This is a genomic window from Rhodococcus tibetensis (assembly GCF_024438035.1).
Taxonomy (GTDB): Bacteria; Actinomycetota; Actinomycetes; order Mycobacteriales; family Mycobacteriaceae; genus Rhodococcus_F; species Rhodococcus_F tibetensis.
In genome coordinates, this window is record NZ_JANFQF010000002.1 from 19,908 (window position 1) to 45,833 (window position 25,926).

Annotated in this window: 24 protein-coding genes; 15 read left to right on the forward strand and 9 right to left on the reverse strand. The window is 66.4% G+C overall.

What is annotated here, in order from left to right; genetic code table 11:
- Positions 1-45 precede the first annotated feature (45 nt).
- From NOF53_RS02795 to pyrE, 4 genes are all read left to right on the forward strand, one after another.
- Positions 46-909 carry a hypothetical protein gene (locus NOF53_RS02795; protein ID WP_255965457.1) on the forward strand — a complete coding sequence of 288 codons (864 nt, stop codon included), beginning with the start codon at positions 46-48 and terminating at the stop codon, positions 907-909.
- 95 nt (positions 910-1,004) lie between these two features.
- The gene (locus NOF53_RS02800; RefSeq protein WP_255965793.1) at positions 1,005-1,679 is read left to right on the forward strand and encodes a TtfA family protein; all 675 of its coding nucleotides are present in this window, start codon (positions 1,005-1,007) and stop codon (positions 1,677-1,679) included.
- Between the two features lie 67 nt (positions 1,680-1,746).
- On the forward strand, positions 1,747-2,574 hold the full coding sequence (locus NOF53_RS02805) for an SDR family NAD(P)-dependent oxidoreductase (protein ID WP_255965458.1): 828 nt from the start codon (positions 1,747-1,749) through the stop codon (positions 2,572-2,574).
- Between the two features lie 20 nt (positions 2,575-2,594).
- Complete coding sequence (gene pyrE, locus NOF53_RS02810) at positions 2,595-3,128, forward strand: orotate phosphoribosyltransferase (RefSeq protein ID WP_255965459.1); 534 nt, start codon at positions 2,595-2,597, stop codon at positions 3,126-3,128.
- A gap of 79 nt (positions 3,129-3,207) precedes the next feature.
- Here pyrE and NOF53_RS02815 read toward each other — a convergent pair whose 3' ends face one another.
- Both NOF53_RS02815 and NOF53_RS02820 read right to left on the reverse strand, forming a co-directional pair.
- Entirely contained in the window at positions 3,208-4,614 is a 1,407-nt protein-coding gene (locus tag NOF53_RS02815) for a condensation domain-containing protein (protein ID WP_255965460.1), read from the reverse strand.
- Positions 4,614-5,030, reverse strand: coding sequence for a hypothetical protein (locus NOF53_RS02820; RefSeq protein ID WP_255965461.1), 417 nt, complete (start codon positions 5,028-5,030; stop codon positions 4,614-4,616). The genes NOF53_RS02815 and NOF53_RS02820 overlap by 1 nt, the downstream gene beginning before the upstream one ends.
- A 352-nt stretch (positions 5,031-5,382) precedes the next feature.
- Here NOF53_RS02820 and NOF53_RS02825 point away from each other — a divergent pair, with 352 nt between their 5' ends.
- Complete coding sequence (locus NOF53_RS02825; RefSeq protein WP_255965462.1) at positions 5,383-9,261, forward strand: nSTAND1 domain-containing NTPase; 3,879 nt, start codon at positions 5,383-5,385, stop codon at positions 9,259-9,261.
- Between the two features lie 52 nt (positions 9,262-9,313).
- On the opposite strand, the gene NOF53_RS02830 is transcribed toward NOF53_RS02825, so the two are convergent.
- From NOF53_RS02830 to NOF53_RS02840, 3 genes are all read right to left on the reverse strand, one after another.
- Complete coding sequence (locus NOF53_RS02830) at positions 9,314-9,769, reverse strand: SRPBCC family protein (protein ID WP_255965463.1); 456 nt, start codon at positions 9,767-9,769, stop codon at positions 9,314-9,316.
- Positions 9,766-11,313, reverse strand: coding sequence for a flavin-containing monooxygenase (locus tag NOF53_RS02835; RefSeq protein ID WP_255965464.1), 1,548 nt, complete (start codon positions 11,311-11,313; stop codon positions 9,766-9,768). The genes NOF53_RS02830 and NOF53_RS02835 overlap by 4 nt, the downstream gene beginning before the upstream one ends.
- A 172-nt stretch (positions 11,314-11,485) precedes the next feature.
- Complete coding sequence (locus NOF53_RS02840) at positions 11,486-11,932, reverse strand: DUF4190 domain-containing protein (protein WP_255965465.1); 447 nt, start codon at positions 11,930-11,932, stop codon at positions 11,486-11,488.
- Between the two features lie 187 nt (positions 11,933-12,119).
- On the opposite strand from NOF53_RS02840, the gene NOF53_RS02845 reads away from it, so the two are divergent.
- Complete coding sequence (locus tag NOF53_RS02845) at positions 12,120-12,617, forward strand: DnaJ family domain-containing protein (RefSeq protein ID WP_255965466.1); 498 nt, start codon at positions 12,120-12,122, stop codon at positions 12,615-12,617.
- A 4-nt stretch (positions 12,618-12,621) separates the two neighbouring features.
- Here the strand turns inward: NOF53_RS02845 and NOF53_RS02850 are convergent, their stop codons facing one another.
- Positions 12,622-13,890 carry a benzoate/H(+) symporter BenE family transporter gene (locus NOF53_RS02850; RefSeq protein WP_255965467.1) on the reverse strand — a complete coding sequence of 423 codons (1,269 nt, stop codon included), beginning with the start codon at positions 13,888-13,890 and terminating at the stop codon, positions 12,622-12,624.
- 469 nt (positions 13,891-14,359) lie between these two features.
- Here NOF53_RS02850 and NOF53_RS02855 point away from each other — a divergent pair, with 469 nt between their 5' ends.
- Both NOF53_RS02855 and NOF53_RS02860 read left to right on the forward strand, forming a co-directional pair.
- Positions 14,360-14,605: a hypothetical protein gene (locus NOF53_RS02855; RefSeq protein WP_255965468.1), complete on the forward strand. Its 246-nt coding sequence runs from the start codon at positions 14,360-14,362 to the stop codon at positions 14,603-14,605.
- A 1-nt stretch (position 14,606) separates the two neighbouring features.
- On the forward strand, positions 14,607-14,810 hold the full coding sequence (locus tag NOF53_RS02860; protein ID WP_255965469.1) for a DUF6186 family protein: 204 nt from the start codon (positions 14,607-14,609) through the stop codon (positions 14,808-14,810).
- A 42-nt stretch (positions 14,811-14,852) separates the two neighbouring features.
- On the opposite strand, the gene NOF53_RS02865 is transcribed toward NOF53_RS02860, so the two are convergent.
- Positions 14,853-15,494 (reverse strand): ScbR family autoregulator-binding transcription factor, encoded by a 642-nt coding sequence (locus NOF53_RS02865; RefSeq protein ID WP_255965794.1) that lies wholly within the window; start codon positions 15,492-15,494, stop codon positions 14,853-14,855.
- Positions 15,495-15,597: 103 nt separating this feature from the next.
- Between NOF53_RS02865 and NOF53_RS02870 the strand changes: the two genes are divergently transcribed.
- Positions 15,598-16,323: a lysoplasmalogenase family protein gene (locus tag NOF53_RS02870; RefSeq protein ID WP_255965470.1), complete on the forward strand. Its 726-nt coding sequence runs from the start codon at positions 15,598-15,600 to the stop codon at positions 16,321-16,323.
- On the opposite strand, the gene NOF53_RS02875 is transcribed toward NOF53_RS02870, so the two are convergent.
- Positions 16,307-16,753 carry a hypothetical protein gene (locus tag NOF53_RS02875; protein ID WP_255965471.1) on the reverse strand — a complete coding sequence of 149 codons (447 nt, stop codon included), beginning with the start codon at positions 16,751-16,753 and terminating at the stop codon, positions 16,307-16,309. The genes NOF53_RS02870 and NOF53_RS02875 overlap by 17 nt on opposite strands.
- A 101-nt stretch (positions 16,754-16,854) precedes the next feature.
- Between NOF53_RS02875 and NOF53_RS02880 the strand changes: the two genes are divergently transcribed.
- The 3 genes from NOF53_RS02880 to NOF53_RS02890 are packed head-to-tail and all read left to right on the forward strand — an operon-like array spanning position 16,855 to position 19,307.
- Positions 16,855-17,454: a DUF6636 domain-containing protein gene (locus tag NOF53_RS02880; protein WP_255965472.1), complete on the forward strand. Its 600-nt coding sequence runs from the start codon at positions 16,855-16,857 to the stop codon at positions 17,452-17,454.
- Positions 17,455-17,458: 4 nt separating this feature from the next.
- A complete protein-coding gene (locus NOF53_RS02885) occupies positions 17,459-18,157 on the forward strand; it encodes a TrmH family RNA methyltransferase (protein ID WP_255965473.1) in 699 nt (232 codons plus the stop codon).
- 34 nt (positions 18,158-18,191) lie between these two features.
- Positions 18,192-19,307 carry a glycoside hydrolase family 76 protein gene (locus NOF53_RS02890; RefSeq protein WP_255965474.1) on the forward strand — a complete coding sequence of 372 codons (1,116 nt, stop codon included), beginning with the start codon at positions 18,192-18,194 and terminating at the stop codon, positions 19,305-19,307.
- A 341-nt stretch (positions 19,308-19,648) separates the two neighbouring features.
- On the opposite strand, the gene NOF53_RS02895 is transcribed toward NOF53_RS02890, so the two are convergent.
- Positions 19,649-20,308, reverse strand: coding sequence for a TetR/AcrR family transcriptional regulator (locus NOF53_RS02895; protein ID WP_255965475.1), 660 nt, complete (start codon positions 20,306-20,308; stop codon positions 19,649-19,651).
- Between the two features lie 125 nt (positions 20,309-20,433).
- Between NOF53_RS02895 and NOF53_RS02900 the strand changes: the two genes are divergently transcribed.
- Genes NOF53_RS02900 through NOF53_RS02910 form a run of 3 tightly spaced genes read left to right on the forward strand, consistent with a single transcriptional unit; the run spans position 20,434 to position 25,309 of the window.
- A complete protein-coding gene (locus tag NOF53_RS02900; RefSeq protein WP_255965476.1) occupies positions 20,434-22,212 on the forward strand; it encodes a phytoene desaturase family protein in 1,779 nt (592 codons plus the stop codon).
- Positions 22,213-22,265: 53 nt separating this feature from the next.
- Positions 22,266-24,059 (forward strand): phytoene desaturase family protein, encoded by a 1,794-nt coding sequence (locus NOF53_RS02905; protein ID WP_255965477.1) that lies wholly within the window; start codon positions 22,266-22,268, stop codon positions 24,057-24,059.
- Between the two features lie 17 nt (positions 24,060-24,076).
- Positions 24,077-25,309 (forward strand): oxygenase MpaB family protein, encoded by a 1,233-nt coding sequence (locus NOF53_RS02910; protein ID WP_255965478.1) that lies wholly within the window; start codon positions 24,077-24,079, stop codon positions 25,307-25,309.
- Positions 25,310-25,926 lie beyond the last annotated feature (617 nt).

Genomic DNA, 25,926 nt, shown 5'->3' on the forward strand with positions numbered 1-25,926 from the left:
CGGGCCGCAGACCGGCAACCACACCCCGAGGGAGGGGCCCCGACCATGACGAACTCCGACGATCCGCGTACTCCTCAGGAACGCGCGTATGACGACTCGGCGACATCGGGACCCGACGGCACCGAGGCGTGGTCGCGAGACGAGCAGCGCACGGAGTACCTGGGCCCCGCCGAGCAGCGCACGCAGCAGTTCTACACGTCCGACCCGACCGCGGCCTACGGACAGAACCAGCCGAACCCCACGCAGGCGCTCCCGCCGTACGACCCCAGATTCGACTCGGGGGCACCGCCCCCGAACGCCACGCAGGCGTATCCGCCGTACGACTCGCAGCAGTACTACGGCGGGTATCCCACCGGGCAGTACCCCAACCCGCAGTACCCGCCTCGGGCGCCGGTCGAGGAACCCGACGACAAGAAGCCGCGCCGCATCGCCACATGGATTGCCGCTGCCGCTGCCGCGTTGTTGCTGATCGGTGTCATCGGTTTCGGTGTCGCTCTCTTCACGACGGCGCCGAACAACTCCTCGTCGACGACGGCGGCGGGACCGACCACGTCACGCCCACCGGCCACCACCGCACCACCGAGAACCAGCGCGCCCCCGTCCACGACATCCGAGTCACCGCTCGACCGGCTTCCCGGCGGGATCGGCGAGGCCATCGGCGAAGCGGGTGCAGCGTTCGGGACTATCAGCGCCAACGACGGCATGACGCTCACCCTCGACGCTGTCGGCGGTTCGCAGGTGACGGTGCGGACGAACGCCCAGACCAACGTGATCGCCTTGGACGGAGCCACCGTCGCCGACTTGAAGCCCGGATTCACCGTCATGGTTCAGGGCACCAAGATCGAGAACGGCGCGATGACGGCGGAGACGATCATCAGCACAGAGCTGCCCCGGCTCGGCGGCAACTGACCGCCGTGCGTCGGGAGGCATCCGACACGGGGTGTCCGGGTACCGCATGGTCCGATTCCTCGGTCGACTCGCTAGGCTGATCACCGATGACGGGAATGTGGTTCGTACTGGCGTTGATCGCACTCGCAGGCGCGTGCGCGTTGCTCTATTTCGACCGCTCGCGGCGCGACCAGACGGGCCGTGTGCGGCAGATCTGGGCGAAGGCACAGGGTTACACCTACGAGAGCGTCGAAGAACGGTTGCCGGCGAAATTCCATCGGGCTGCTATGGCCAAGCAGGAATACCTCAGCGCGCTCGACGTCGTGCGGGGCGAACGTCGGGGTGAGTCGTTCATCCTGTTCGACCTGGAGGAGACCGCGACCATCGTCGCGGTGCACCGGAAGGTCGGTTCCGACGTCGACATCGACCTTCGGCTCAAGTCGACGCCGCCGCCCAAGGATCCGGACCTCGAGCTCCTGGGGGCCATCGGGCCGCGGGTGGTATTCGCCACCGACCTCGAGATCGCGCGCCGCGTCTGCGATCAGCGGATGGTGGCGTTCACCGAGTCGGTTCCGCCGCACGTGAACATGCTGTGGAGTGAGGGGGAGTGGACGCTCGGTTCGCTGCCCACCAACAGCACTGGGCGTGAATGGGATTCGGCGATCGAGACGGTGGCCCGGCTGTCCGGTCTCCTCCACGTCCTCCCGCCGGTCATCGAACCCCGCGAACTCGACCGTCAGCCTCACGATCCGGGCCGGCCGCGACTGCGCGAAGGGCGCCCGCGCCCGTGAGTGGTTGACGGGTTCAGGGACTCGTTAACCGCGCACAGGCATGCCGGGCCTTGCTACCGTCACCGGTATGTCGACGCCTTCCAGCTCCGCCGACCTCCCGTCCGGTTCCGACGACGCCCCCTCGCGACCGGTCGCCCTGGTCACCGGCCCCACCTCCGGGCTGGGTGCCGGGTTCGCCCGCAAGTTCGCCTCGCTGGGTTACGACCTGGTGCTGGTTGCCCGTGACGAGGCGCGGATGCGCGAGCTCGCCGCCGAGACGAAGGCGAGGTTCGACACGGAGTGCGAGATCCTCCCGGCCGATCTGGCGACGACTGCGGGTCGATCGGTGGTGGTCGGCCGCCTGAACCAGGGCGTCGACGTACTGGTCAACAACGCAGGCTTCGGCACCTCCGGCGAGTTCTGGACCGCCGACCCCGGGATGTTGCAGGCTCAGCTCGACGTCAATGTCACTGCCGTCATGCAGCTCACGCGCGCGGCGCTGCCGGCGATGATCGCGTCGGTCAACGGCACCATCATCAACGTGGCGAGCGTGGCCGGACTGCTCTCGGGCCGCGGGTCCACCTACTCGGCGAGCAAGGCGTATGTCATCTCGTTCTCCGAGGGGTTGTCGGGAGGTCTGGCCGGGACGGGTGTTCGCGTCCAGGCGTTGTGCCCGGGATTCATCCGCACCGAGTTCCACGAGCGCGCCGGAATCGAGATGAGTTCCATCCCGAAGATCATGTGGCTCAGCGTCGAGCAAGTGGTGGCGGCCTCCCTGGCGGATCTCGAGAAGGGGAAGGTCGTCAGCATCCCGGGCGTCCAGTACAAGGTGCTCACCTCGGTGGGACGGCTGGTCCCGAAGAGCGTTGTCCGTCGCCTCACCAACGTGGTCGGCCGGGGCCGTGGCCGCACGTAGTTGTGGGTAGGGTTTCTCTCATGAGTGATCGCGAGGATCTGGCCGCGTTGGTGCGGAAGCTGGCTGTAGTGCACGGGAAGGTGACGTTGTCCTCGGGCAAGGAAGCCGACTACTACGTGGACCTGCGCCGTGCGACGCTGCACCACGAGGCAGGCCCGCTGATCGGAAAATTGCTTCGTGAACTGGTGTCCGACTGGGACTTCGACGCAGTCGGTGGACTCACGATGGGCGCCGACCCGGTGGCGATGGCCGTCATGCACGCGGCGGGCAGGCCGATCGATGCCTTCGTCGTCCGCAAAGCGGCGAAAGCGCACGGGATGCAGCGCCAGATCGAGGGACCGGACGTGGTCGGCAAGCGTGTCCTCGTTGTCGAAGACACGACCACCACCGGAAATTCCCCGCTGACCGCGGTGAAGGCACTGCGTGACGTGGGTGCCATCGTGGTCGGGGTGGCTACCGTCGTCGACCGCGCCACCGGAGCCGACGAGGTGATCGCGGCCGAAGGGCTGGAGTACCGGTCGCTGCTCGGCCTCGGTGATCTCGGACTGAATTGACTCAGCGCACCGACGGGTGACGGGATTCCGTCACCCCGCCACCCGTTGGTGCGATACCGCGGAGCTGATCGGCGCCGCTTCACGAATAGGCGGGAGCCGGTGTCATGATGTCGTTTCGGATGACCTCGGTGAATACCGACGCCAGTTGATCGAGGAACCGGGCTATCGCGGAATGGGCGGTTGCGGTGTCGGGATAGCGCGAACGCAACGACACCCCGTCTTCGGTGCGCGACACCCAGAACTGAGCGTCATCGCACACCGTCACATTGCTGATGTGGTGTGCGTTCATCGCCCGAAGCTCGTCGGGGCACGTGACTTTGCGGTAGTCGATGTAGGAGACCATGAACAGGTCGGTTCGGCTTCGCCGGTACCCTTCGCCCACTCCACGGCGCACTTGTTCCATGGACAACCCCTTCAGCGTGAGTGCGGAGCGGAACGACGCGTGGGTACCGGTCAGCGTCGACTCGAACGATCCGTGCGCTGCCACCGGAACCACGATCGGCGCGGTGGCTGTGAGCCACCCGATGGAGTCCTTCCACCGGTGATCATGTCGGGTGTGCAGGGGGAACTGCAGCGGCAGGTGGAGCGGGCCACCTTCGCGCCGTAACGCGGTGCCGATAGCGCTCAGCACACCCGTGAACATGGTGCCTCCTGCGCGCAGGCACTGCTCTTCCAGCAGTGCGGCGCCGGGGCCGTCGAGGAGTCGCCGGACATCGGAAGCCTGCCGGGCCGGTCTTCCCGGTTCGACGCCGAGGTCCAAGGGGAACCTCGGGGCTGTCCCACCACAGTGCTCGTAAAACCGTGACCACGCCCGTATTCTCGGATCGCCGTCCTCGGCGGGCGGGTCCCCGGCTTCTGCCTCGCAGTACGCCATGAAACTCCCCGGGTCACCGAGCGCCCGTCCGATCTGCGCATCGTCCTTTGCCGGTGTCGACGTGATCAGCTCGTAGATTTGCCGGAGTTCGCGTAACGCGATCACGAGGGACAGCCCGTCCACGATGGTGTGGTCGAATGCTGCGATGACGGTGCTCGAGGTCGGTCTCTCCACGGTAGCGAAGAGAAAAGCGGGAAAAGTCAGGGGGTCGCACTCCACCGTGAATTTCGTGCACAGGTGCGCGCGGAGCGACACGGGGTCGTCGAAGTGGACGGGATCGGATTCTCTCAGCGCGACGGCGTCCGGTGGCACAATCAGGCGCTCGATGCGTGTGGGGCGGACGTCGAAGCCCGTCCACAGTGCGTCGTGCCTACGGATGAAGATCTCGAACGTGCGTCGCACAGCGCTGCGGTCGAGTGTGCCCGGCAGATCGAGGCTGCCGGCCATCCACACGCTGCGACCGAACCCGTGTGCCCGGGCAGTGTCGAGATGGAAACGCTGGTTGTAACTCGGCGGAATGTCCGACTTGATTGTTTTCGCAGTCGGCAGGAGGGTCCATTCTGTGAGCGTGCCGGGTTCGATGTCGTAACGGTCGATCGAGGTCACGTGCATCAGCGTTCCTCACTGTCCTGGCGCAGGCTCGTGAGTGCGCGGTCGAGGCAGCCGTATGCGGCGACGGTGATGATTGCCAGCGGGCCCGCGGCGACCGCGGCCAGTCTCTGCCCGGCGGCGTTGACGAACACGACGACGTTCTGCAACGTCAGTTCGTCGGTCGTCTTTCCCACCAGCGCTCCGATCCCGCATTCGCGGATCGTCCTCACGATGATCGACCCGACTGCCGATGGTGCGGCCGTTGCGGCGTCGGCAGAACTCGCGGGTCCGATCACTCCGGCAGAATCGGCGGTGTCCGGTGTGACGGCCGAAGTGGTCGCGGGAGTCGCGGGAGCCGCGGGGGCCGCACCGGCCGAGCCGGTACTCCCGGCCACTGCGATCAGTGCTGCGGCGACGATGACGAAGAATTGCCTCATGTCTGGTTATGCCCTTTCACGCGGAGAATGGAGTGGGGGCATTGTTCGAAAATGCCGAGTGCGGATTGAGGAGTCCGATGCGGCCATTGATTTCGGGCCATTGATCGGTGGACGGGACAAGCTTTGTCCGAAGAACTCGTCCTGGCTCACCCGAAACAGATACTGATGCGATCGACCCTGCTAGTAGGGCATAAAGTTTCATCCGGACCGGATCCGGCCCGGTAGGTGCGACAGCGTGACGTGGGGGTGGTTCTATGATCTCGGTCTCAATTACTTGGAACGCCGGTCCGCATCTGCGATAACAACGGCGCACCGTTCGTCCACGGTGTGCGGAATCGAATTCGGAGCGCTGATGGAATATCCCGGTGATCACGGTCACCCGCGAGTGCATTTCGCCGAACGATTTGCGCTTCTCTACGAATTGGCCGGTCGCCCCGTCCTGAAACGGCTCGCCGATCGCGCCAACTCGACGATTTCCGTCGCCGAGTCCAGGCGGGCCGTGTTCGTCTCCGCGCAACGCCTCTCGGACTGGCGTGCCGGTCGCAACGTGCCGGCCCGCTTCGATGGTCTGGTCCCGACCCTGCGCGTTCTGATCACTGCAGCTCGGACCTGCCATCCCCGCCCGCCGGTGGACGGTCTCTACTCGATCCGGCAATGGCAAACGCTGTGGGAACGAGCCCAGCGCAGCGAACCGGCGCGCGGTGACGCTGCTCGCGACGACGCCGCGCCGGCCACGGACCGAGGGCTCGACGACGTCGAATGCCCGTACCGCGGGCTCGGAGCATTCGGCGTCGGGGACAGTCGGTACTTCTTCGGGAGGAAACGGGCGACCTCTGCCCTCCTCGCCTCGGTGCTCGAGGACGATGACGACATCGCCCTGACTGTTCTCGTGGGTGCGTCCGGTTCGGGTAAGACGTCGCTTCTGCACGCGGGGCTCGCCCCGGCGCTGGGACCACGCCGCTGTGTCGTGACCGTCACTCCCGGCCGCGACCCCGTCGGCATACTCGAACGCTCCTTTGCCGAGGAGCGGGAGACGCCGTGCGTTCTGATCGTCGACCAGTTCGAGGAACTGTTCACACAGTGCCGGGACGAGGATGTCCGACGCCGCTTCGTCGGCCTGCTCGTGGACACGGCGCGAACGCGCGCTTACTCCGAAACGCAGGTCGACGCAGTGGTCGTCGCCGTGCGCGCGGACTTCTACGAGCGGTGCGTGCACTACCCCGATCTGGCGCGACGCCTCCAAGACGGTCAGATGGTTCTCGGACCTATGACGCGTGAGGAGATTCGGATGGCCGTCAATGGTCCGGCCGGGCTGGTGGGTGTGCCGCTCGAGCCCGGCCTCGTCGACATCATGCTCCGCGACCTCGGTGAGGGAAACGGCACGGCATACAACGCGGGCTCTCTGCCGCTGCTCGGTCACGCTCTGTTGGCCACGTGGGAGGCGCGCGCAGGTAACTCCCTCACCGTGGCGGCCTACGAGTCCGTGGGCGGAGTGCGCGGTGCCGTCGCGCGTACCGCCGAGGCGGTCTGGGAATCATTGACACCCGCAGAACAGGTTGCGGCGAGACAGATCCTGATGCACCTCGTGGCCGTCGGCGATGACGGTCCGGACACTCGGCGAACTCTGAGCCCGCCGCAGCTCCTCGAAGCGTGCTCGAATTCCAGCGCCGGTACGAAGGCGATGAATGCCTTGACCGCTGCGCGGCTGTTGACTCGTGACGCGTCGGGGGTCGAACTCGCGCACGACGCGGTGTTCGAGGCGTGGCCACGGCTTGCCGGTTGGCTGGGGGAGGATCGGGCGGTCGCAGTCCTGCATCAGCGGATCGACAAGGATGCCCAGGAGTGGGAGAGGCATGATCGTGACGGCTCGCTGCTCTACCGGGGCTTGCGATTGGATGCAGCACTTCGATGGGAGGCGGACAGCCGCACCGGCCGCGTGGGCGCGTCGACGCGTTCGTTCATAGCGGCGGGGAGACGTCAGGACCGCCTCGGCCGGCTGCGACGCAGAGGAGCTGTCACCGTGCTCGCGCTGTTGACCCTCGTCACCACGGTGGCGGCACTCACAGCGCACACCCAACGAGTGTCGGCCGACGAGGAACGCGCCACGGCGCAATTCGCGGAGATCCTCGCGCAGGCCGCCCGCACGCAGAACTCCGATCCGTCGCTGTCGGCACGACTGTCGTTGCTCGCGACCCGGTTGAGGCCCCAGGACGACACTGCGCGGTCGATGCTCCTCGCGTCACAGAACGCCCCGCTCGCCGACCGGCTCGGGAGCCACGACGGTGCCGTCTACTCCGTCGCTGTCGGGCCCGATGGCACAGTCGCGTCCGCCAGTTACGACAGGACGATCCGATTGTGGAATCCCACGGACACCGGGACGCCCGGCTCGTTCGTGACGCCGCTCGCCGGGCACACGAGCTGGGTCACCAGCGTGGCCTTCAGTCCTGACGGGCGGATCCTCGCCAGCGGAAGCGGTGACAGCACCGTCCGGCTGTGGGACATCGGAGACCCTGCACATCCCACCGCACTGGGACGGCCACTCGTCGGGCATTCCGGAGCGGTGTACATGGTGGCGTTCAGCCCGGACGGGCGGACCGTTGCGAGTGCCGGTGACGATGGTACGACCCGGCTGTGGAACATCGAGGATCCGCGCGCGGTAGTGGATCGTGCACCACCGCTGCGCGGTCACACAGCCGCGGTTCGCACCGTGACCTTCAGTGCCGACGGGCGAACGCTCGCCACGGGAAGCGACGACCACACCGCGATGATCTGGGATGTGAGCGACCCGGCACGCCCGGTGGTGTCGGGGCAGGTAGTCGGGCATGCCGACACCGTGCATTCGGTCGCCTTCAGCCCCGACGGGCGACTTCTCGTGACGGGAAGCGACGATCACAGCGTTCGGCTGTGGCACCTCGACCGCCCGGGTTCGCCGGTCGCCGCCCGTGAACCCCTGACCGGGCACAACGCCGCGGTGTGGTCGGTGGCCTTCGGCCCGGACGGTTCGTCCCTGGTCTCTGCGAGTTGGGACGGAACCGCCCGGATCTGGTCGCTGACCGACCCGGATCGACCGACGTTGCTCGGAAAGCCCCTTGCAGGGAGCAGCGGTGGTCTGACGACCGCGGTATTCACCCGAGACGGCAAGGCTGTCGTCACCGGGGGTCAGGACGGGACGGTGCGAAAGTGGGCGTTACCGACTGCAGTCGTCGCCGCACACACCTTGCGGGTCGCGACGCCCGTATTGGACCGGTCCGGCACCGTCGCCGTCACGGCTTCCCGGGACGGGAGTGTCGCCCTGTGGCGGATGGGGGACGGTCATGCGCCGGTGCTCAGCTCACGGTTCCCGTCGCCGGACGGTGTGGGCGTCGAGAATCTCGCATTGTCGGCGGATGGTTCGGTGCTCGCGACCGCGGGTGTGGGCACCGGGAAGGTGCAGTTGTGGAACGTCGCCGACGGCACTGCCGCTCCGGCAGGCCCGCCGCTCGAGATCGCCGCGCGCTACACCCATGAGTTGGCCTTCAGTCCGGATGGGATGTTGCTCGCCACGGCTGCCGACGACCAGTCGGTTGCCCTGTGGAGCCTCACGGATCGCGCGCATCCAGTCCGGGTGGGAGGATCACTCTCCGGCGCCGCCGGATGGATCAACGCCGTTGCCTTCAGCCCCGACGGAACCGTCCTCGCGGCGGGCAGTAGTGACAAGACCGTGCGACTGTGGGACGTGTCCGACCCCGAGATGACCGTTCCTGTACGAACATTGACCGGTCACCACGGCGCGGTCAACGCTATCGCCTTCAGTCCCGATGGACGTACCCTCGCCAGCGGCAGTGACGACCAGACGATCCGCGTGTGGCCGCTCACTTCGCAGACCGGCGAGAAGCCGGGTGAGGCCGCGGTGCTGTCCGGGCACACGAGCACGATCCGTTCGGTCGCGTTCAGTCCCGACGGACGGATCCTGGCCACGGGGAGCGATGACCAGTCCGTGCGCATCTGGGACGTGGCGCGTATGCGGGCGCTGGGTGGTTCGCTGGTGCCGGATGGAACCGTCCGGTGGCGGGTGGCGTTCGGTGCCCGCTCGGACGTCCTGATCGCGACGGGGGAGGCAGGTGCCGTTCGAGTCCTCGATCTGAACCCGCACACTGCCGAGACCAGAGTGTGTGCGAACACATCAGATCCGTCGACAGTTTTGTTGTGGCAGGCGCTTGCTCACGGACCCGCGGCAGCGCCCTGTAGCTGACCCCCGTGCGGGGACGTGCCGTCCGGTGCGGGTGGCGGCCGTCCGGGACAGGTCAGGACGAGCGCTGCGCCGCCTGTTCCACCTGACGCCGCAGGGTGGCGTCGGTGTGTCGAATAGCCTGAGCGACAAACGGTTCGATGATCCTGCCGAGCGCCTTCCCGGCAAGTCCGCCCGGGAGTTCGTAATGGAAGTCGACGGTCAATCGGGTCTCCTCGTCGCCGATGGCCTCGAACTGCCACTTCGAGTGCGTGGTGAGGCCGTCGATCGAATCGAGCTGGATCAGTGCGTTCTCTTCCCACGCCGTGATCTCGACGACCGAGCCCAGCGTCTTGGGGCCGACCCGCATCGCCGCGTCGTAGACGGCGCCGAGCCCGCGGACGGGTTCGCCTATGGGATCGAAGTGGGTAATTCCGAAGAGCCAGGACGGCACGTGCGTGTAGTCGTCGAGATACTCGAAACAAGCGGCGAGCGGGGCCCGGGCCACGGCGGTGTGATGAATTTCGATCATGACGACTTTCTTGCGGAGTGGACGGACGGCGAGTGCGTTCGGTAAGGCCGGATGGCGTAGTTCTCGAGGTCGAATCGGGCGAGACGACGACGCAGCGATTTGGTGGACCACGGCCAGGCCGCGAAGTTCTTGCCGTCCGCATCGAGGTAGTAGCTACTGCACCCGCCGTTGTTGAAAACCGTGGGTGCAAGGCCCTTCTGGACGGCGTCGTTGAATGCGCGGAACGGCTCGTCCCGGACCTCGAGTACTTCGATGCCCTGCTGCTCGGCCTTGATCAAGCCGTCGATGACATAGTCGAGCTGGGTCTCGGCCAATCCGAGGAACGAGTTGTACACCAGGATGTTCGGGCCGAGCATGATGTAGGCGTTCGGCGCGCCGGGAGTCGTGGTGGCCAGATAGGCCTCGGGGCTCTTCGACCACTTCTCCGAGAGCAGGCGTCCGTCGCGTCCGCGAATACGGCTTGCGATGGGCGGATGGCTCACATCGAATCCGGTGCCGAAGATGATGACGTCCACTTCGCGTCGGGTGCCGTCGGCGGCCACCGCCGCCTGGCCCTCGACCGCGACGAGTGCGTGGGGAATCAGCTCGACGCCCGGTTGCGTCAGGGTGGGTAGGTAAGTGTTGGACAACAGGAGTCGCTTGCATCCCAGGGTGAAGTCCGGAGTCAGCGACGCTCGAAGTTCGGGGTCGGGCACCTGCCTGGCGAGCCACCGGGTGCCGATGGGGTTGAGCATGCGTGCGGTCCGTTCGCGCCGCATTGTCAGGGTGAGGGTCCGCAGCACGACGTCGAGGATGTGCCGGAATGCTCGCTGGACGGCAGGTGCTCGGCCGAACACCCATTGGGCGATGCGCGGGAACGGAAAGTCGAGTCGTGGGACGACCCAAGCGGGTGTGCGCTGGAAGACGTACAGCTGCGCCACCTTCGGTTGGATTTCCGGAATGAACTGGACGGCGGACGCGCCGGTGCCCACCACCGCGACCCTCTTGCCGGTGAGATCGACCTCGTGATTCCAGCGCGCGGAGTGGAAGATTTCGCCGGCGAATCCGTCGATTCCGGGGAGCGCGGGCGTCTTCGGCTCGGTGATGGGCCCGGCTGCGAAGATGACGTGCTGGGCGATCATCGTGCCCTGGCTGGTGTCGAGGACCCAGCGTCGGCGGTCATCGGACCACGCTGCCTCCACCAACTCGGTGTGCATCGAAATCTTCGATCGGAGGCCGAACTTGTCGACCGTCTCCTCGATGTACGACAGCAGTTCCGGTTGCAGCGCGAAGTTGCTCCGCCACCGCGGGTTGGGGTTGAAGGAGAACGAGTACACCGGTGCGGGTATGTCGACACCACAACCGGGGTAGGTGTTCTCCCGCCACACCCCGCCGACGCGATCGGATTTTTCGAGCACGAGGTAGTCCGTAATTCCGGCTCTTTCCAGCTTGACCGCTGCGGCGATTCCGGACAGGCCTGCTCCGACTACGACGACCGACAGGTGTCGTTCGTCCTCGGCGCCCTCGAGTGCGGTGCCGGCCTGCTGAGGGGTGCTCACTGTCATGTGTTCTTCCTGGGCCGAGGTGGAGCTATCGGGGAGTTAACTGAGACTCGATGTCACAGTAAAAGGAAGAAGGCGCAATGGCAAGTGGCCGCGTGGCGGGACGGACCGCTCCCCTGCTCGGGCGCCGGAATGCTCGAGCAGGGGCAGCGAACCTAAGGAGGCGCTCCTGCGGTTACGGCTGGGGGACCTCGACACTGTCGGGAAGTTTGTCCCGCATCTTGTCGAGTTCCTGTTCGATTCGCTCGACGGCGCTGTCGTTGTTGAGCACGGTGACCATCCCGGCCGCGAAGGCAATCGAGATGACGATCGCCAGCGCGCTCAGTACCGTGCCGGCAATCGCGACACCTCTCCCGGTGATGCCCACCTTGCGTGACGCCCTCAGTCCGATCACTCCGAGAATCAGCCCGATGATGCCCAGCACCAGTCCGACCGGTGACAGGATCACGATGAGGACGCAGACGAGGGCCGCCACGCCGAGAGCAAGAGCGAAGGCGGCTGCTGCGCTGGTACGTGCGGGCTTGGTGACGACTCGCTGCTCGACATCGACGGAACGACCATCGACATCGTTCATTCGATGCGGGTCGTTCTCGTCGCCGCGGCCTGTCAGTGGTCTGCTCATCATTTCCTCCGGGCGTAGTCGATCTCGGGTTGTACAACGCATTCCCGGATCGATGTTCTGCGAAACGGGGGCTCACGGTGCTCCGGTGTCCGACCGGTCTGTGACGCGGTCGGTCCCTGGAGAGTCGCAGATTTCCGCCGTGCAGGACTCGCCTGCGTAGTGATGCGCATCCTGGGAGAATTGGCGCATGACCGAGCGCAAACCTCCCGAGGTGAGCTGCGAGACGTGGATCGACAAGCAGATTCGGCTGGCCCAGGAGCGCGGCGACTTCGACAACCTTCCGGGAGCCGGTAAACCGATCCCGCGCTCCGGCGACGTCGATGACGAATTATGGTGGGTCAAAGGGAATTTGCGGCGCGAGAATGTGCCCCTCGACGCGCTGCTGCCCACGCCCCTTCAGCTGCGCAAGCAGATCGAGCGGCTACCCGAGACCGTCCGCGGTATACCTTCGGAGGACGCGGTGCGCGAGATTGTGCATCAGCTCAACCTCGAGATCGTTGCCTGGTTGCGCGCGCCGTCCGGGCCGCAGGTGCCGGTCGGTCCCGTCGACGCAGACGAGGTCGTGTCGCAGTGGCGAGCGAAGCGTCGAGCGGTGCGCACGCCCGCGAGTGGCCGGCCCGACCCACCCCCGGCAGCGGAGCAGTCGCCGACCCGTACCCGGTGGTGGTGGCGACGAGCAAGGTGACCGGTCATGTCGGCCGGAAGTCTTCCGGTTCCATCAGCCGGGACACCAGGAGTCCGGCCAGCAGGCCCCAAAATGCCGCGCCGATGTTGAGGTATTGCACGCTCGAGACGGTCACCAGGAACGTTACGAGGGCGCCCAGTGTGAAGCGGCCGCCGAACGCGGCGACGAACGATCCCTGGAGCGCCTTCAGCATGGCGAGGCCGCCGAGCGTCGCGACGAAAGCCGCCGGCGTGGCCAGCATGAGCTGGACGAACACGGGCGCGAATACGCCGACCACCATTGCGAGGATTCCGCAGACGATGGCCGCGGTGTACTGCCGGGACCGCACTCCCGATGCCACCAGAAGCGCGTTGGTGGGTCCGGTCAGACACGAGGAGACTGCGCCGACGGTGGACGCCGCAACAGACCAGATGCCGCAGGCCACGGTGGCGACGTTCATCGGCGGTGTGTGGCCGGCCGACTTCAGTACCGCCGAGCCCTGACCGTTCTGCACCACGATGACCGTGACGGCGAGCGGAATCACCAATTCGGTGATCGCAGCCCACGTGAAGTGCGGTGCCTGCCAGACGGGTTCCGCGATCCACCGGTGCGCCGCGTCGTCGAGGCGAAAACGCCCAGTCGCCGCCACAGCGACGGCGCCGACGAGCAATGCTCCGAGGATGGGCGGCATCCACCGGCCCCAACGGGCACGCGACCCGAGGAGTAGAAACACCACTACCATCGGAACTGCCACCAGGGCATCGCTCTTCAGTGCCGCCACCAGGTCGGTGCCGAACCTCAGGAACACGCCGGCCACCATCGCCATGACGATCGGCATCGGCAGCATGGACATCACCTGCCGCACCCGGCCGGTGAGGCCGAGGGCGAGGACGAGAAAGCCGGTGACGAGGAACGCGCCCAGTACCTCGGCCCACGCGAGGTGGGTGAGCGATGCGCCGACGATGATCGTCCCGGGAATGGTCCAGAAGAATGCGAGTGGCTGGCGATACAACCAGCTGCACAGTGCCGTCAGCAGGCCGTTGAGAAAAAAGACCCCGAAGATCCACGACGCCATCTGAGAAGGTGACAGACCGCCGGCCGACCCTGCCGCCAGGATTACTGCGACCGGCCCGGTGGCGGAGAAAATCAGGCCGATGAGGCCGTTGGCTGCATACGTTCCGCCGAAGTCTGCGATCACGCGACGGGGTCCGGCGGGGGGCCACGACGGCCGTTCGAAGCGGGGGGATCGAGACGGGACGTCCGTGGCGCGGGACGGTTCCTCCGTGGTGGTCATCGAGGTGTCCTCCTGCCGACGTGTCAAGGTGTACGCATAGCGGTCACTATCGACGCTGTGCGTACTTGCGATGTGGCGTGGATCATAACTCGCACCTGGATCAGGATTCGAAACGGGCCGAGACTCTTTCTGGATGGGGGGCGGTGAGATGTACTGAGAGCGCCGTGGCAGCGGCCGGGCCGTGTGATCGACTCGGCAACCCGCGCAACAGCATGCGACCAACAGGTGGGGTGATGCGATGGAGTCGGTATTGCGGGGAAGACGACTGCGGCGAAGATGCACGCCTTACGCCGCTGGTATCGCCGGTCTCGTGATTGCGGCGCTCTATGCGTACTGGGCAACGGGACTTCGGCCATTCACGGCTCTCGCCTACATCGCCGTGGGAGTACCTGTCGCCCTGCTCACATGTGCGGCCGTCATGAGAGAAGCTGACGGTTCGCGTGGTCGCGGCACACCACGGGCAAGGAACGTGACGCTACTTTCGGTGCTTCCGTGGCTGATATTGCTCGTTCTCGCCGTCGGGCTCGAAGGAGTCGGTCTCGCCTTGGGTGGCCGGTCGACGAGCGTTCCCACCCTCAGCACGGTGATCGATTACGCCTTGGCTTGGCACCCGGTTCGGTTCGTCCTGTTCTGCGGATGGCTTGCCGTCGGCGGGGCGCCGGTCGTCCGGATGGTGCACAGGCGTGTGCTGCCCCATTTTCCTACGGGAGGGTGAAGTGACAGTCACGATCATCTGGCTCATGTTGATCGGCATCGGAATCGCCATCGAGCTGTACAGCCGCCGGACGGGCGGACGGTGGACGAGCCTCGCGAGCATCGTCTCCTCACTGTGGACCCGGCTACCCGGGCGACTACTACTCGTCGGCATCTGGGCTTTCGTCGGGTGGCACGTTTTCGCCCGGTACACCCTGCCCGGATGACCCGGTCAACCGCTGTGCTTCCCAGTCGAATCACGACGGTGATCAGGACGCGACGTCGTCGCGCAGAGAGGCGAACTCGAGCAGGCGGGACAGCATGTCGGGGGCGGCGATCGAGGGAAGTAGCAGGGCCCACATGTCGGCGAGGCGTTCGTACAGGTCGGCTCGACCGCTCAGCGCCTCCGACACCAATTGCATCCCGGTGAAGGAACTGACCAGGAAGCGGGCGAGGGCCGCTGGATCGACGGTGGCCCGTAGCTCACCTGCCGCCGTTGCCTTGGCGGCCAGTGCCACCAGCGTGTCGGTCCAGTCGATGTAGGGATCGGTGGCCGGTCCGCGGGAGTTGCCGAGCTCGAGGGTGAGACGCACCCCAGCCCGGACGATCGGTTCGGTCAGGAGTTGCCGCGCCATCTCCCTGGCACACAGGACGATCGCCTCCATCGGGGACTGTGCTGTCGCAAGCACTCGCTGCGCCGCCAGCATCGACATGGCGTGCTGCTCCTTGATCACCGCCCAGGCGAGTGCTTCCTTGGACTCGAAGTGGAAGTACAAGGCGCCCTTCGTGACGTGGGAATGCGCCAGGATTCCACTCAGGCTGGCGCCGCCGTAGCCGAGCTTCTCGAAACTGCGTGCCGCGCCTTCCAAGACCTGATGGCGGGTGGCTGCCGCACGCGCCTGTACTGCCATCATTTGTGCCTCACCTTCGCCCTTGTCACCATGGCATCTACTCTCCAGTGAACCACTCGTGGGTTCTGTAGCCTCGGCACCACCTCGAGTGTGGGAGGAAGATGTGACATCGAAGAATGAGTGGGGTCTAGAGCACGTCGTGTTCGCGGGGGCGACCCTGGCCACCGTGATCGGTGCCGTGACCGGACGTGAGCGACTGCAGGAGGTCGCCAAACCTCTGATCGGTCCTGCCCTCGCGGCGCGGGTGGTGCGTCGGCGACGTACGACCGAGCCCGCTGACGCGGCACTGTTGCTGACCGGGCTCACGGCGGCGACCGTCGGTGACGTCTTCATGATCGACCCGGACGACGATGCTCGTCTCGTGCGTGGCGCGTCGTCCTTCGCGGTCATGCAGGCCTGCTACTCGGCTCTGTTACTGCGCCGGGGTGCGCGTGGAAGGGCGGCGGCGTGGGGTCCGCGACTGGCCGGCTGGCTCGGCGCGGCAGTACTGCTGCGGGCTCGATCCGCCGGTGTCGCTGCGCCCCTCACCGCATACGGATCGGCCTTGGCGACGACGTCCACTCTCGCTGCCGATCCATCCCTCGCCCCCGGTGCCGGTGTTGTCGGGGGCGTGGTGATGCCCCGCAGTGACCGCCGCAGCTGGCTCGGTCTCGGCGGAATTCTGTTCACGGCATCGGATGGGCTGATCGTGGTGCGAAGGTTGTTCGTCCGTAGTGAGCGCGGCAGGGCTGCCTCCGAAGGACTGATCCTCGCCACCTATGCCGCCGCCCAACTGCTGCTCGTCGAGGGAATGCTCGCCCTACGTCGTCGGGTCACGGACACAGCATGATGCGGTCCCGGTTGTTCGGATCCACCAGAATGGTGATGGTCTCGCCAGGTACGAACCGGGTGGCCTCCTCGCGGCGCACCTCGTACACGACACGTCCGGAGTAGCTCTCGGACCCCGGCACGGTCAGTTGCAAATCCAGTTCGGTGAGTTCGCCGTTGTCGGCAGTGCGGTGAAGAGGTGTCACGTGCTCGATCCGGGCCCAACCTTCGAGCCCGCGCCGCGCGAGTTTCCGGTCTGCTCGGGTGGGACGTTCGGCAGCCATCATGCCGAATCCCAGCGCCGAGCCGAAGGCGGCGACCAGTCCCATGATCTGGTACGGAATCGTGGCCTCGGGGGTGTGCTCGATCAGCCATCCCAGCCAGACTGCGAGGACCATGACGTAGCCGACTGTGATGAAGCAGACCGTCCGCACGATGCGCTTGTGGTTCATCGTTGTGCCTCCGGGTCCAGGGTAGACCGCCGCGGCGACGCCGGGCAGAGGTGCCGTTAGAGTGCAGTGTCGGCAGCAGGCGAGTGTGTGGAGGTGGCCGTATGGCGTGGCGTCGGGTGTCGTTGGTAGGTCTGAGCATTGGTGCGGCTCTGACCGTTGCAGCATGTGGGGGTTCTTCCGAGGCGGTGGCTCCGCCGTCGACGACCACCACTGCAGCGCCTGTGACTACCACCACGACGACGGTTCCGCCGACCACGACCACCACGACCACCATTGCGCCGCCCACTACGACGACGGAGGCGCCGACCACCACCCTCGTGGACGTTCCGTACGAGCACAACGAGTCGTACTTCTTCACCTCCCCCGACGGAGCATTCCAGTGCGGCATCATCAAGCTCCCGAGTCGGACGGAGGCCGGATGCCAGGGCTCGACAAGTCCGGTGCCACCGCGGCCTGCTGACTGCATGGTCGACTGGGGCCACGGCATCCGTGTCGAAAACGAGGGCAGGGGAGCGTTCATGTGTGCCGGCGGCCTCGTGTACACCTCGGGTGAGGCCGAACGGGACCCGGTGTTGCCGGCCGGGTCGAGGCTCACCGAACTCGGTTACACCTGCAGCACGACAGCGACCGCTGTCACCTGTGTCAACGACGAGACCTCACACGGATTCACGGTTTCTCCCGATTCCAACGAGACGTTCTGACGACATGAATGGCGTAGAGGCAGATTCGCTTCCGGTCGAGGCCGCGTCGGCCGAGCCGGGCCCCACCGAGTGGGGCGAGAATCCCCGCGGTGTCGGGCCGTGGACCGAGGAACACGAGACCCCCGCCCCGACGGATCCCCGCTACGATCCCGAATTGCTGGCAGGCGGTGACCGACGGAACGTGGTCGACGCCTACCGGTATTGGACGCGTGAGGCGATCGTCGCCGACATCGATCGCCGGCGCCACCCACTGCATGTGGCGATCGAGAACTTCGGACACGACGCCAATATCGGCACCGTAGTGCGGACTGCCAACGCCTTCGCCGCCGCGGAGGTCCATATCGTGGGACGACGGCGCTGGAACCGGCGCGGCGCGATGGTCACTGATCGGTACCAGCACGTCCGGCATCATTCGGACATCGGCGAACTGGTCGAGTTCGCACGTGCGGAGGGTCTCACGATCGTGGCGGTGGACAACACGCCCGGCTCCGTTCCGCTCGAAACGGCGAGTCTGCCGCTTCAGTGCATGTTGCTGTTCGGTCAGGAGGGTCCCGGAGTGACCGACCAGGCGAAAGAGGTTGCAGCCATGACGGTATCGATTGCGCAGTTCGGGTCCACCCGAAGCATCAACGCAGGAGTGGCGGCAGGGATCGCCATGCATGCGTGGGTGCGGGAGCACGCCGACCTCGGCCGTGCGTGGTAGCGGATCGCCCGAGGAATAGGCAAGATCAACTCTCATGCAGGACGAGTGGTCGGCGCGCGCCGACGCCGCTGAAGAAGCAGTCGTGAGCAGGCATCTTCGCCGGCTGTGGGGCCTTCCGGGCACCACGCTGGGCGTGGTCGCCTGGCCGGCGGTGAGGCGCGAACGGCTGTTCGTCAGCTGGCACTACTGGTGGCAGGCGCATCTCATCGATTGTGCCGTCGACGCACTCGAGCGCGACCCCACCGCGCGCCGGCGACGTCGGATCGTGAAACTGGCTCGCAGTCACCGACTCCGGAACATCTCCGGCTGGACCAACAACTATTACGACGATATGGCGTGGCTGGGCATCGCCCTCGAACGCGCGCAGCGTATGCACTTCATAGACAACCGAAAAGCCGTGCAGACGCTCGAATCCCAGCTGTTCGATGCCTGGGATCCCGACGGCGGTGGGCTGCCCTGGCGCAAGGGCTCGGACTTCTACAACGCCCCCGCCAACGGGCCGGCCGGAATCATGCTGGCCCGCACGGGCAAACTTTGGCGCGCGCAGGCCACCGCGGACTGGATCGACGACACCTTGCGGGACGAGAAAACAGGGCTCGTCATTGACGGGGTTCATCGCCGCGGTGAAGCCGAACGGGTCATCTATTCGTATTGTCAGGGAGTTGTCCTCGGGCTCGAGACCGAATTGGCGGTGCGCCTCGGTGCGCCGCGGCACCGACACCGCGTCCATCGACTGGTCGACGCCATCGACGAGCACCTGGCTCCGGGCGGGATTATTCGCGGTGGGGGCGGGGGAGACGGTGGTCTGTTCAACGGAATCCTCGCCCGCTACCTCGCGCTGACCGCGGTGATGTTGCCCTGGGAGAACCACGACGACATCCGCGCGCGTGAAGTCGCTGCCCAAATCGTGCTGACGTCCGCCGAAGCTGCGTGGGAGAACCGCTTGCAGATCGAGGGCCAGCCCCTCTTCGGCGCCGACTGGGGCAAGCAGGCCCGGCTCCCGGGTCTCGGTAGGAATATCGCGGCGTTCACGGGAGGCACGGTGCGATCGTCCGACATTCCGGAGCGCGACCTCTCCGTCCAGTTGGGTGGCTGGATGCTGATGGAAGCGGCGCACACGGTGTCGGCTGCGGGGTATCCGCGCCGGTAAAGCCGTTTCGCTCACGCGAAACTTAACCGTATGCGACACGTATCTCGCGCGTCTGCCAGCCGACGAGGAACCGCCGGAGGGCGTCTCCGCCGCACTTGCGGCCATTCAACCCGGTCACTTCGCGCACGAATGGACTGACGACGAGTGGCGGTGGATTTTCTCACGCGCGAGGCGCTCACCGCTGCGACGCTGTATCGATTGGCGCAGATCGAGCGGGCTCGAGCGGCACCGGAGCCGGTCATACTTCGAACCGCTCGGGGAGCTGGGATCAATTGTGTTGGTGGGCATCACCATCGACCTATTGGTCGTACAAATCGCAACGGTTTTGACACTGTGCCGGCTCAGCCCACTGTCAACGGCAAGGTGTCGGTGAACCAGACCTCGGTGGAGGTGGCCGCGGCGGCACGATCGTCGCCGAGGCCGACGAACAGGTCGAGCAACATGGGGACGAGATACTGCCGGATGCCATCAGTGCCTTGCCCGAAGTAACCGGCCAGCTCGAGCATGATGTAGCCGTGCACGGCGGTCCAGATCTTTGTGGCCACCGCGGCCGCATCGTCGTCGCGGAACCGGCCGGCAGCGATTGCCCGCCGGGTGAACTCGACGTGGACGTCGAAGGTGTAACGGCCCTGCGCTAGGTCGCCGCCGGAACGGCGGTATCCCCCGAGTGAAGCGGTGCCGTACATGACGGCATAAAGGTGCGGGTTGTCATGGGCGTGGGCGCGGTAGGCCACCACGATCCGGCCGAGATCGGCGACCGGGTCTTCGGTGGGCTGCAAGGCCGTGAGCCGCGCGGCGAGCCGGGCAAAGCCCTCGTCGACGACCGCCCGTACCAACTCGGCCATCGATCCGAATTCGGTATAGACCGCCATCGTCGAGGTGTTCGCCACGGCGGCGACCTTGCGGGTGGACAGTGCGGACGGCCCCTCCTCGGCGAGCAGGCGAGCCGCTGCCTCCAATAGTCGGGCCCGCATGTCGGGATCGAGCTGGCGCGCTGGCATGCCGCAATTCTACGCACAACAGAGATATGACACTGTTATTGCGATCGTTATACCTGTGTCGTATGGTCACAGTAATTGATTCGGATTCGCCCGCCCGAACCCCACTTCCCGATTTGGAGCAGCCGATGACATCCCGAAAACCCTCCGGCAACGCATGGGACACCATCGTGATCGGCGCCGGTCTCGGCGGCCTGACCACCGCCGCCTATCTGGCAGCGAACGGCCAGCGGGTGCTGGTGGTTGAGCAGTACGACGTGCTCGGCGGGTCGTCCCATGTGTTCCGGCGCAAGCGGCAGTGGGAGTTCGAGGTCGGTGTGCACTACATCGAGGACGCCGGCCCCGGCGGGATGATGCCGCACGTTCTAGAGGGTCTCGGCCTCGCCGATCGTGTTGAGTTCCTCCCACTCGACCCCAACGGGTTCGACACCATCATCGGGCCCGACGTCGAGTTGCGCACCCCGCGCGGCTGGGACGCCTACCGGGACAACCTCGTCGCCGCGTTCCCCACCGAAAGACGCGCGATCGGCCGCTACCTTGCCTTGGCGCAGGCAGCAGCGCGCGCCGGGAACCGCACGGCACCCGCGTTCGGGTCCGCCCCGCGGATGCTCGCCGCGGCCGGGATCGCGGCACCGTTCTTCTTCATGCCGTACGCGGCGGTCCTGGTCGCCTGTGGGCTGAGTCCGCGAGCGATCCTGACCCTGTGCGCCCAGTCCGGCGCGTACACCAGCACACCCGACGCGGCACCGTTCGGCATGCACGTCAGCTATATGGCGGACGGAATCTCCCGGGGCGCCTGGTTCCCACGCGGTGGCGGGCAGGTGCTCTCCGCCAACCTCTACCAGTTCCTCACCGCGCACGGCGGTCAGGTGCGCACCAACACCGTCGTCGAGAAGATCCTCACCGAATCCGGCCGCGTCGCGGGGGTCCGGCTCGTTGGTGGTGAGGTGCTGCGGGCGCCGGTCGTCGTCTCCGACGCCGATATCAAACGCACCTACCTCGAACTTCTCGACCCCGAGGTGCTTCCGCGCCATGTCGCGATGCGGGCCCAGCACTTCAAGATGGGCTGGCCGCTGATGAACACCTACTTCGGCCTCGAACTCGACCTGCGCGGCACCACCAACACCAACTACTACGTCATCCCCAGCTGGGAGAAGGCCGCAAACCTGTACCGGCTCACCCGCTACGCACCGGATCTGATCTCCCGAGCGCACAAGCGCCCGCGCAAGGATTGGGTCGACGACTTCAGCGACAACATGGCCGCCTTCATCCACTCGGGCACCGTCCGCGATCCGGAGAACCCACGTACGGCCCCGCCCGGCTGCGCCTCTGTCGAGGCGATGACCATGGTCCCCCGCGATCCCGCACTGTGGGGCATCGAGAAGTACGGCGACTTCGACCGCGGGTATCGGCGCGAGCCCGTTTACCGCGATCTCAAGTCCCGCTTGACCGACGTGATGCTCGACCGCATCGACCGTGCCTACCCCGGTGCCCGCGCCCAGGTGCTGTGGAGCGAAGCCGCGAGCCCGGCAACGCAAACTCGCTACACCCGCAGCAGCGGCGGATCCTCTTTCGGGCTCGCGGTCCGCCCCTCGCAGTACGGCCCCACCCGGCCCGGATCGCGCACCGCCATCCCAGGTCTGTTCCTCGCCGGCACCAGCACCCGGTGGGGACCGGGAACGACCGGCGCGATGCTCAGCGGCGTCAAGGCCGCCGGCGCGATCCTCAGCCGGGATCTCGACGCCGAAATCCACGCCGGCGCCGTCTATGGCGACGCCAGCCGGCTGAAACCGCTCGATGACGACTGGGATCCCCTCGCCGCCTCCCGACGGATCGGCAAGAACGGTGCGGCAACTGAACCCGAGGACGACGCCGATCCCGTCGTTCTCGGCACCCATCGCGCGTGAGCGCATCAACGGACAGGACGAAACATGACTACCGCGGATTCAGAGGACGTGTCATGAACGCAAACACCACCGGCGGACGCCGATACGACGCCATCATCATCGGCTCAGGCCTGGGCGGGAGCACTGCAGCCGCCTACCTGGCCTCTGCGGGCCAGCGGGTTTTGCTCGTGGAGAGGTACTCCGTCCTCGGCGGCAGTTCACACGTCTTCAGGCGTCAGGGCCGGTGGGAGTTCGACTGCGGGGTCCACTACGTCGGCGACTGCGGGCCCGGTGGACAGGTGCCGACACTCCTACGCGGTCTCGGGCTCGACGATCGGATCGAGTGGCTGCCGATGGACTCCGGCGGTTTCGACACGATCATCGGGCCGGGACTCGAGCTGCGGACCCCGTTCGGGTGGGACAACTATCTGGCCAGCCTGCTTGCCACGTTCCCCGGGGAGGAGCGGGGCCTGCGCCGTTTCGTGTCGGTGATACGCAAGATCGGCGAGGCGGTGGACCGCAGCCGCACGCCGTCCTCCCCGCGGGAATTCGCGAAGATGATGAAGGCGGCCGGGTTCGCGGCACCGTTCGCGATGACCCCGTACATCTCGCTCCTGGTCGCCTGCGGTCTGAAACCGCGCACCATCCTGGCGCTGTCGGTGCAGTGCGGGGCCATGGCCAGCACCCCGTTGTCGGTGTCGGTGTTGATGCAGGCGGGGTTCTTCGGCAACTATGTCGGCGGCGGCTCGTACTATCCCAAGGGCGGTGGCCAGATGCTCGCGGCCGGCTTCGCCGAGGTGATCCGCAGCCACGGCGGCGAGATCCGCACCAACCAGGGGGTCGACCGCATCCTGGTCGAGGCCGGGAAAGTGGTCGGCGTACGTCTGGAAGACGGCGAGCACCTGTCCGCCCCTGTCGTAGTTTCCGGGGCAGACCTCATCCGCACCTTGACCGATCTGGTCGGTCTCGAGCACCTCCCGACCATCTTCCGCCAGCGAGTCAAACACCTGAAGATGTCCAGCCCACTGATCAACGGATACTTCGGTGTCGAAATCGACCTGAGCGAAGCCCCCAACAGCAACTTCTACGCCATCCCCGGCTGGGATGATGCCGGCTCACTGCTCTCGCTCGAGCGTTTCGGCCGCCAGATCGCCGGCGGCAAAGGCCACGCCAACGGGGCCGCCTGGGCGCGCGAGTTCGCCGCCAGGCAACCGATGTTCGTGCAGTCCTCCTCCCGGCGCGACCCATCGAACCGCCGAGCCGCCCCGGCCGGGCACGCCACCATCGAGGTCCAGACCATCACCCCGTACAACCCGAAACTGTGGGGCTTCGACGGATACGACGTGAACTCCGGCGAATACCGCCCTGACAAGGGCTACCAAGAAATCAAGAAGATCGTCACCGACGGCATGCTGGAGCGAATGGAACAGTCCTTCCCCGGCTCGTCGTCGAAGGTGCGGTGGAGCGAACTGGCGACCCCGGCCAGCCAGGAGCGGTTCGTCGGCAACACCGGCGGCGCCCCGTTCGGGCTCGCGACCGGGCCCAGCCAGTCCGGACCCTTCCGGCCAGGGGTGCGGACCCCGATACAAGGTCTGTTCATGGTCGGCACCAGCACCGCGTTCGGCCCGGGCACCGAGGGCGCAATGATCAGCGGCCAGCACGCCGCCGGTGCGATCCTCGGCCGCGACCTCGCCACCGAGGTGCGGGCCGGTGCGGTGATCGCCGACAAATCCCGACTCGCCGCATGGGGTCCCGACTTCGACCCGCTCGACGCCTGCCGCGGTCTGGGAGCCAAAGCACGCGGCACCGACCTCGACGGCACACCACCAGCGGCATCGCCGCACGGTGAGGAGCTGTCCATTTCATGAAGAATAGGGAGATTCACATGACCTCGTCAGTGTCCAACGACCAGCTCCCGAGTGTGGCCGCGCTCGGGGACGACCTCGCGGCCCGGATCGCCCGGGTCACGGCTCTTGCGGCCACCCCGGGCTACGACGCCGCGATCGACCCGGAGTTGGTCGACGTCGAGGCGTGGAACCACGTCGGCGACCCGCTTGCCGAGGCGCTGATCACTGAACTGCGCGAACGCAAGCTGATGGGCGGCGACATCTACGCCAACGCCCGGGCGCTCGAGTCCCAGGGTGTCACCGCGGCGGTCGAGTTCTTCGCCGACGTCGAACACGTCCCTGCATGGGTCGATTTCGAAGCCATGAGGCTCGGCGCGGACATGGGGCGCCGCAACCCTATCGGCATGCTGATGGGACTCCACGGTGGACTTCCGTTCACCTACATTGACCCCGCCACCGCACGGGTGATGGCGGGTACCGGCCGACTGGCGAAGGAAGGAGGCGACTTCCGTCGTCGATTCTGGGAGACCGCAACCGGATTCGTCGGAGCTCTCGACGTCGACGGCATGAAGCCGGGCGGTCCGCGTTGGGAACAGTGGGTTCGCATTCGGATGCTGCACACCATGATCCGCCTCGGAATCCACCGCAGTGGACACTGGGACTACACCACCAGCATGCCTATCAGCCAGGTCGCGACCGCCGCGGCCACCCACATCTTCGGACCGTACCGCGTCGCTATCATCCGCTCCTTCGGGGGCCTCGCCACCCAGGCGGAAGACGACAGTTTCAGCCTCATGTGGCGCTGGATCAGCCGCATCGAAGGTGTCAACGTCGAACTGCTCGGCGCTACCCACGCTGACCAGCGTCGCATCTCCGAACGGATGCATCAGTACCTCTACGCCCCCGAGACCGATTCGCGGTCGATGACCGAGAAAATGATCACCGGCCTGACCGGCATGCGTGCCTTCCGCTTGCCGCGCCGCGCCCACTCGGCCATCGTCCGTCGAGTGCTGACCGAGGATATGGTCCAGACGCTGCCGGGCCGCGACGTGGCCGGTGACCTCGGACTCCGGCCGGACCGCCCGGCGGAACTCGCCATCGCCGCGGCGACCACAGGCCTCACGATCATCAACCAAGCGATGCGCATCCCAGCCGTACGCACGCTGGCCTCTCGCCACGGTCAAAAGCTGTTGGACACCGTCGTAGACCGTGGACTGGATCGGATGCGCGCCGAGTACCGGGCCACCCCTGTCGCGGGCGCCCCCGACTGACCACGTGGGCCAGCCGTGAAACCCGGCAATCGCCGTCGGCCCGCGGTTGTCCGGACTCGGGGTTCGGTCGAAGGGGAGGCGTCGGCTCACATCATTTACCCAGTCGATTTACTCATGCGATGTCGGCGTAAACGACCACTACATCGGAAGCGCTCCGCCACAGGACGGATGGTTGCAGGGCCGCAACGGGCCGGAGAAAGCAGGGATGCGGCAAGACAGCCCGGTTTCCCCGCAATCCGAGTACCCCGGCCGCCCCCGTCGTATCGACTTGTTCGATCTTGATGCGGCGGTCGATCCGGTGTGTTGATGGGTGCGTGGCCGGCGATGGGGACTTTCGACCGCCACACCGACCGCAGATACGCCGAGCTGTCGGAGCGTGCGTTCGAGAATGGTCCGCCATCATCGCCGGAACTGCCAGACCCCACGTGGCGGCGTTCGATCGTTTTGCGCGGTCTGCAGTGACGGCCCATCGACGCCACCTGGGCCTAGAGCATGCCGCGGCGTTACCCGAGCTCGAGGACCTGCTCGTCTACTTCCATCGGACCCTTGCTCGAGGTTCCCGAAGCGGGGTTATGACTGTTGTGGCACAAGCCCCCGCCGCTGGATTCCCGTCTCCG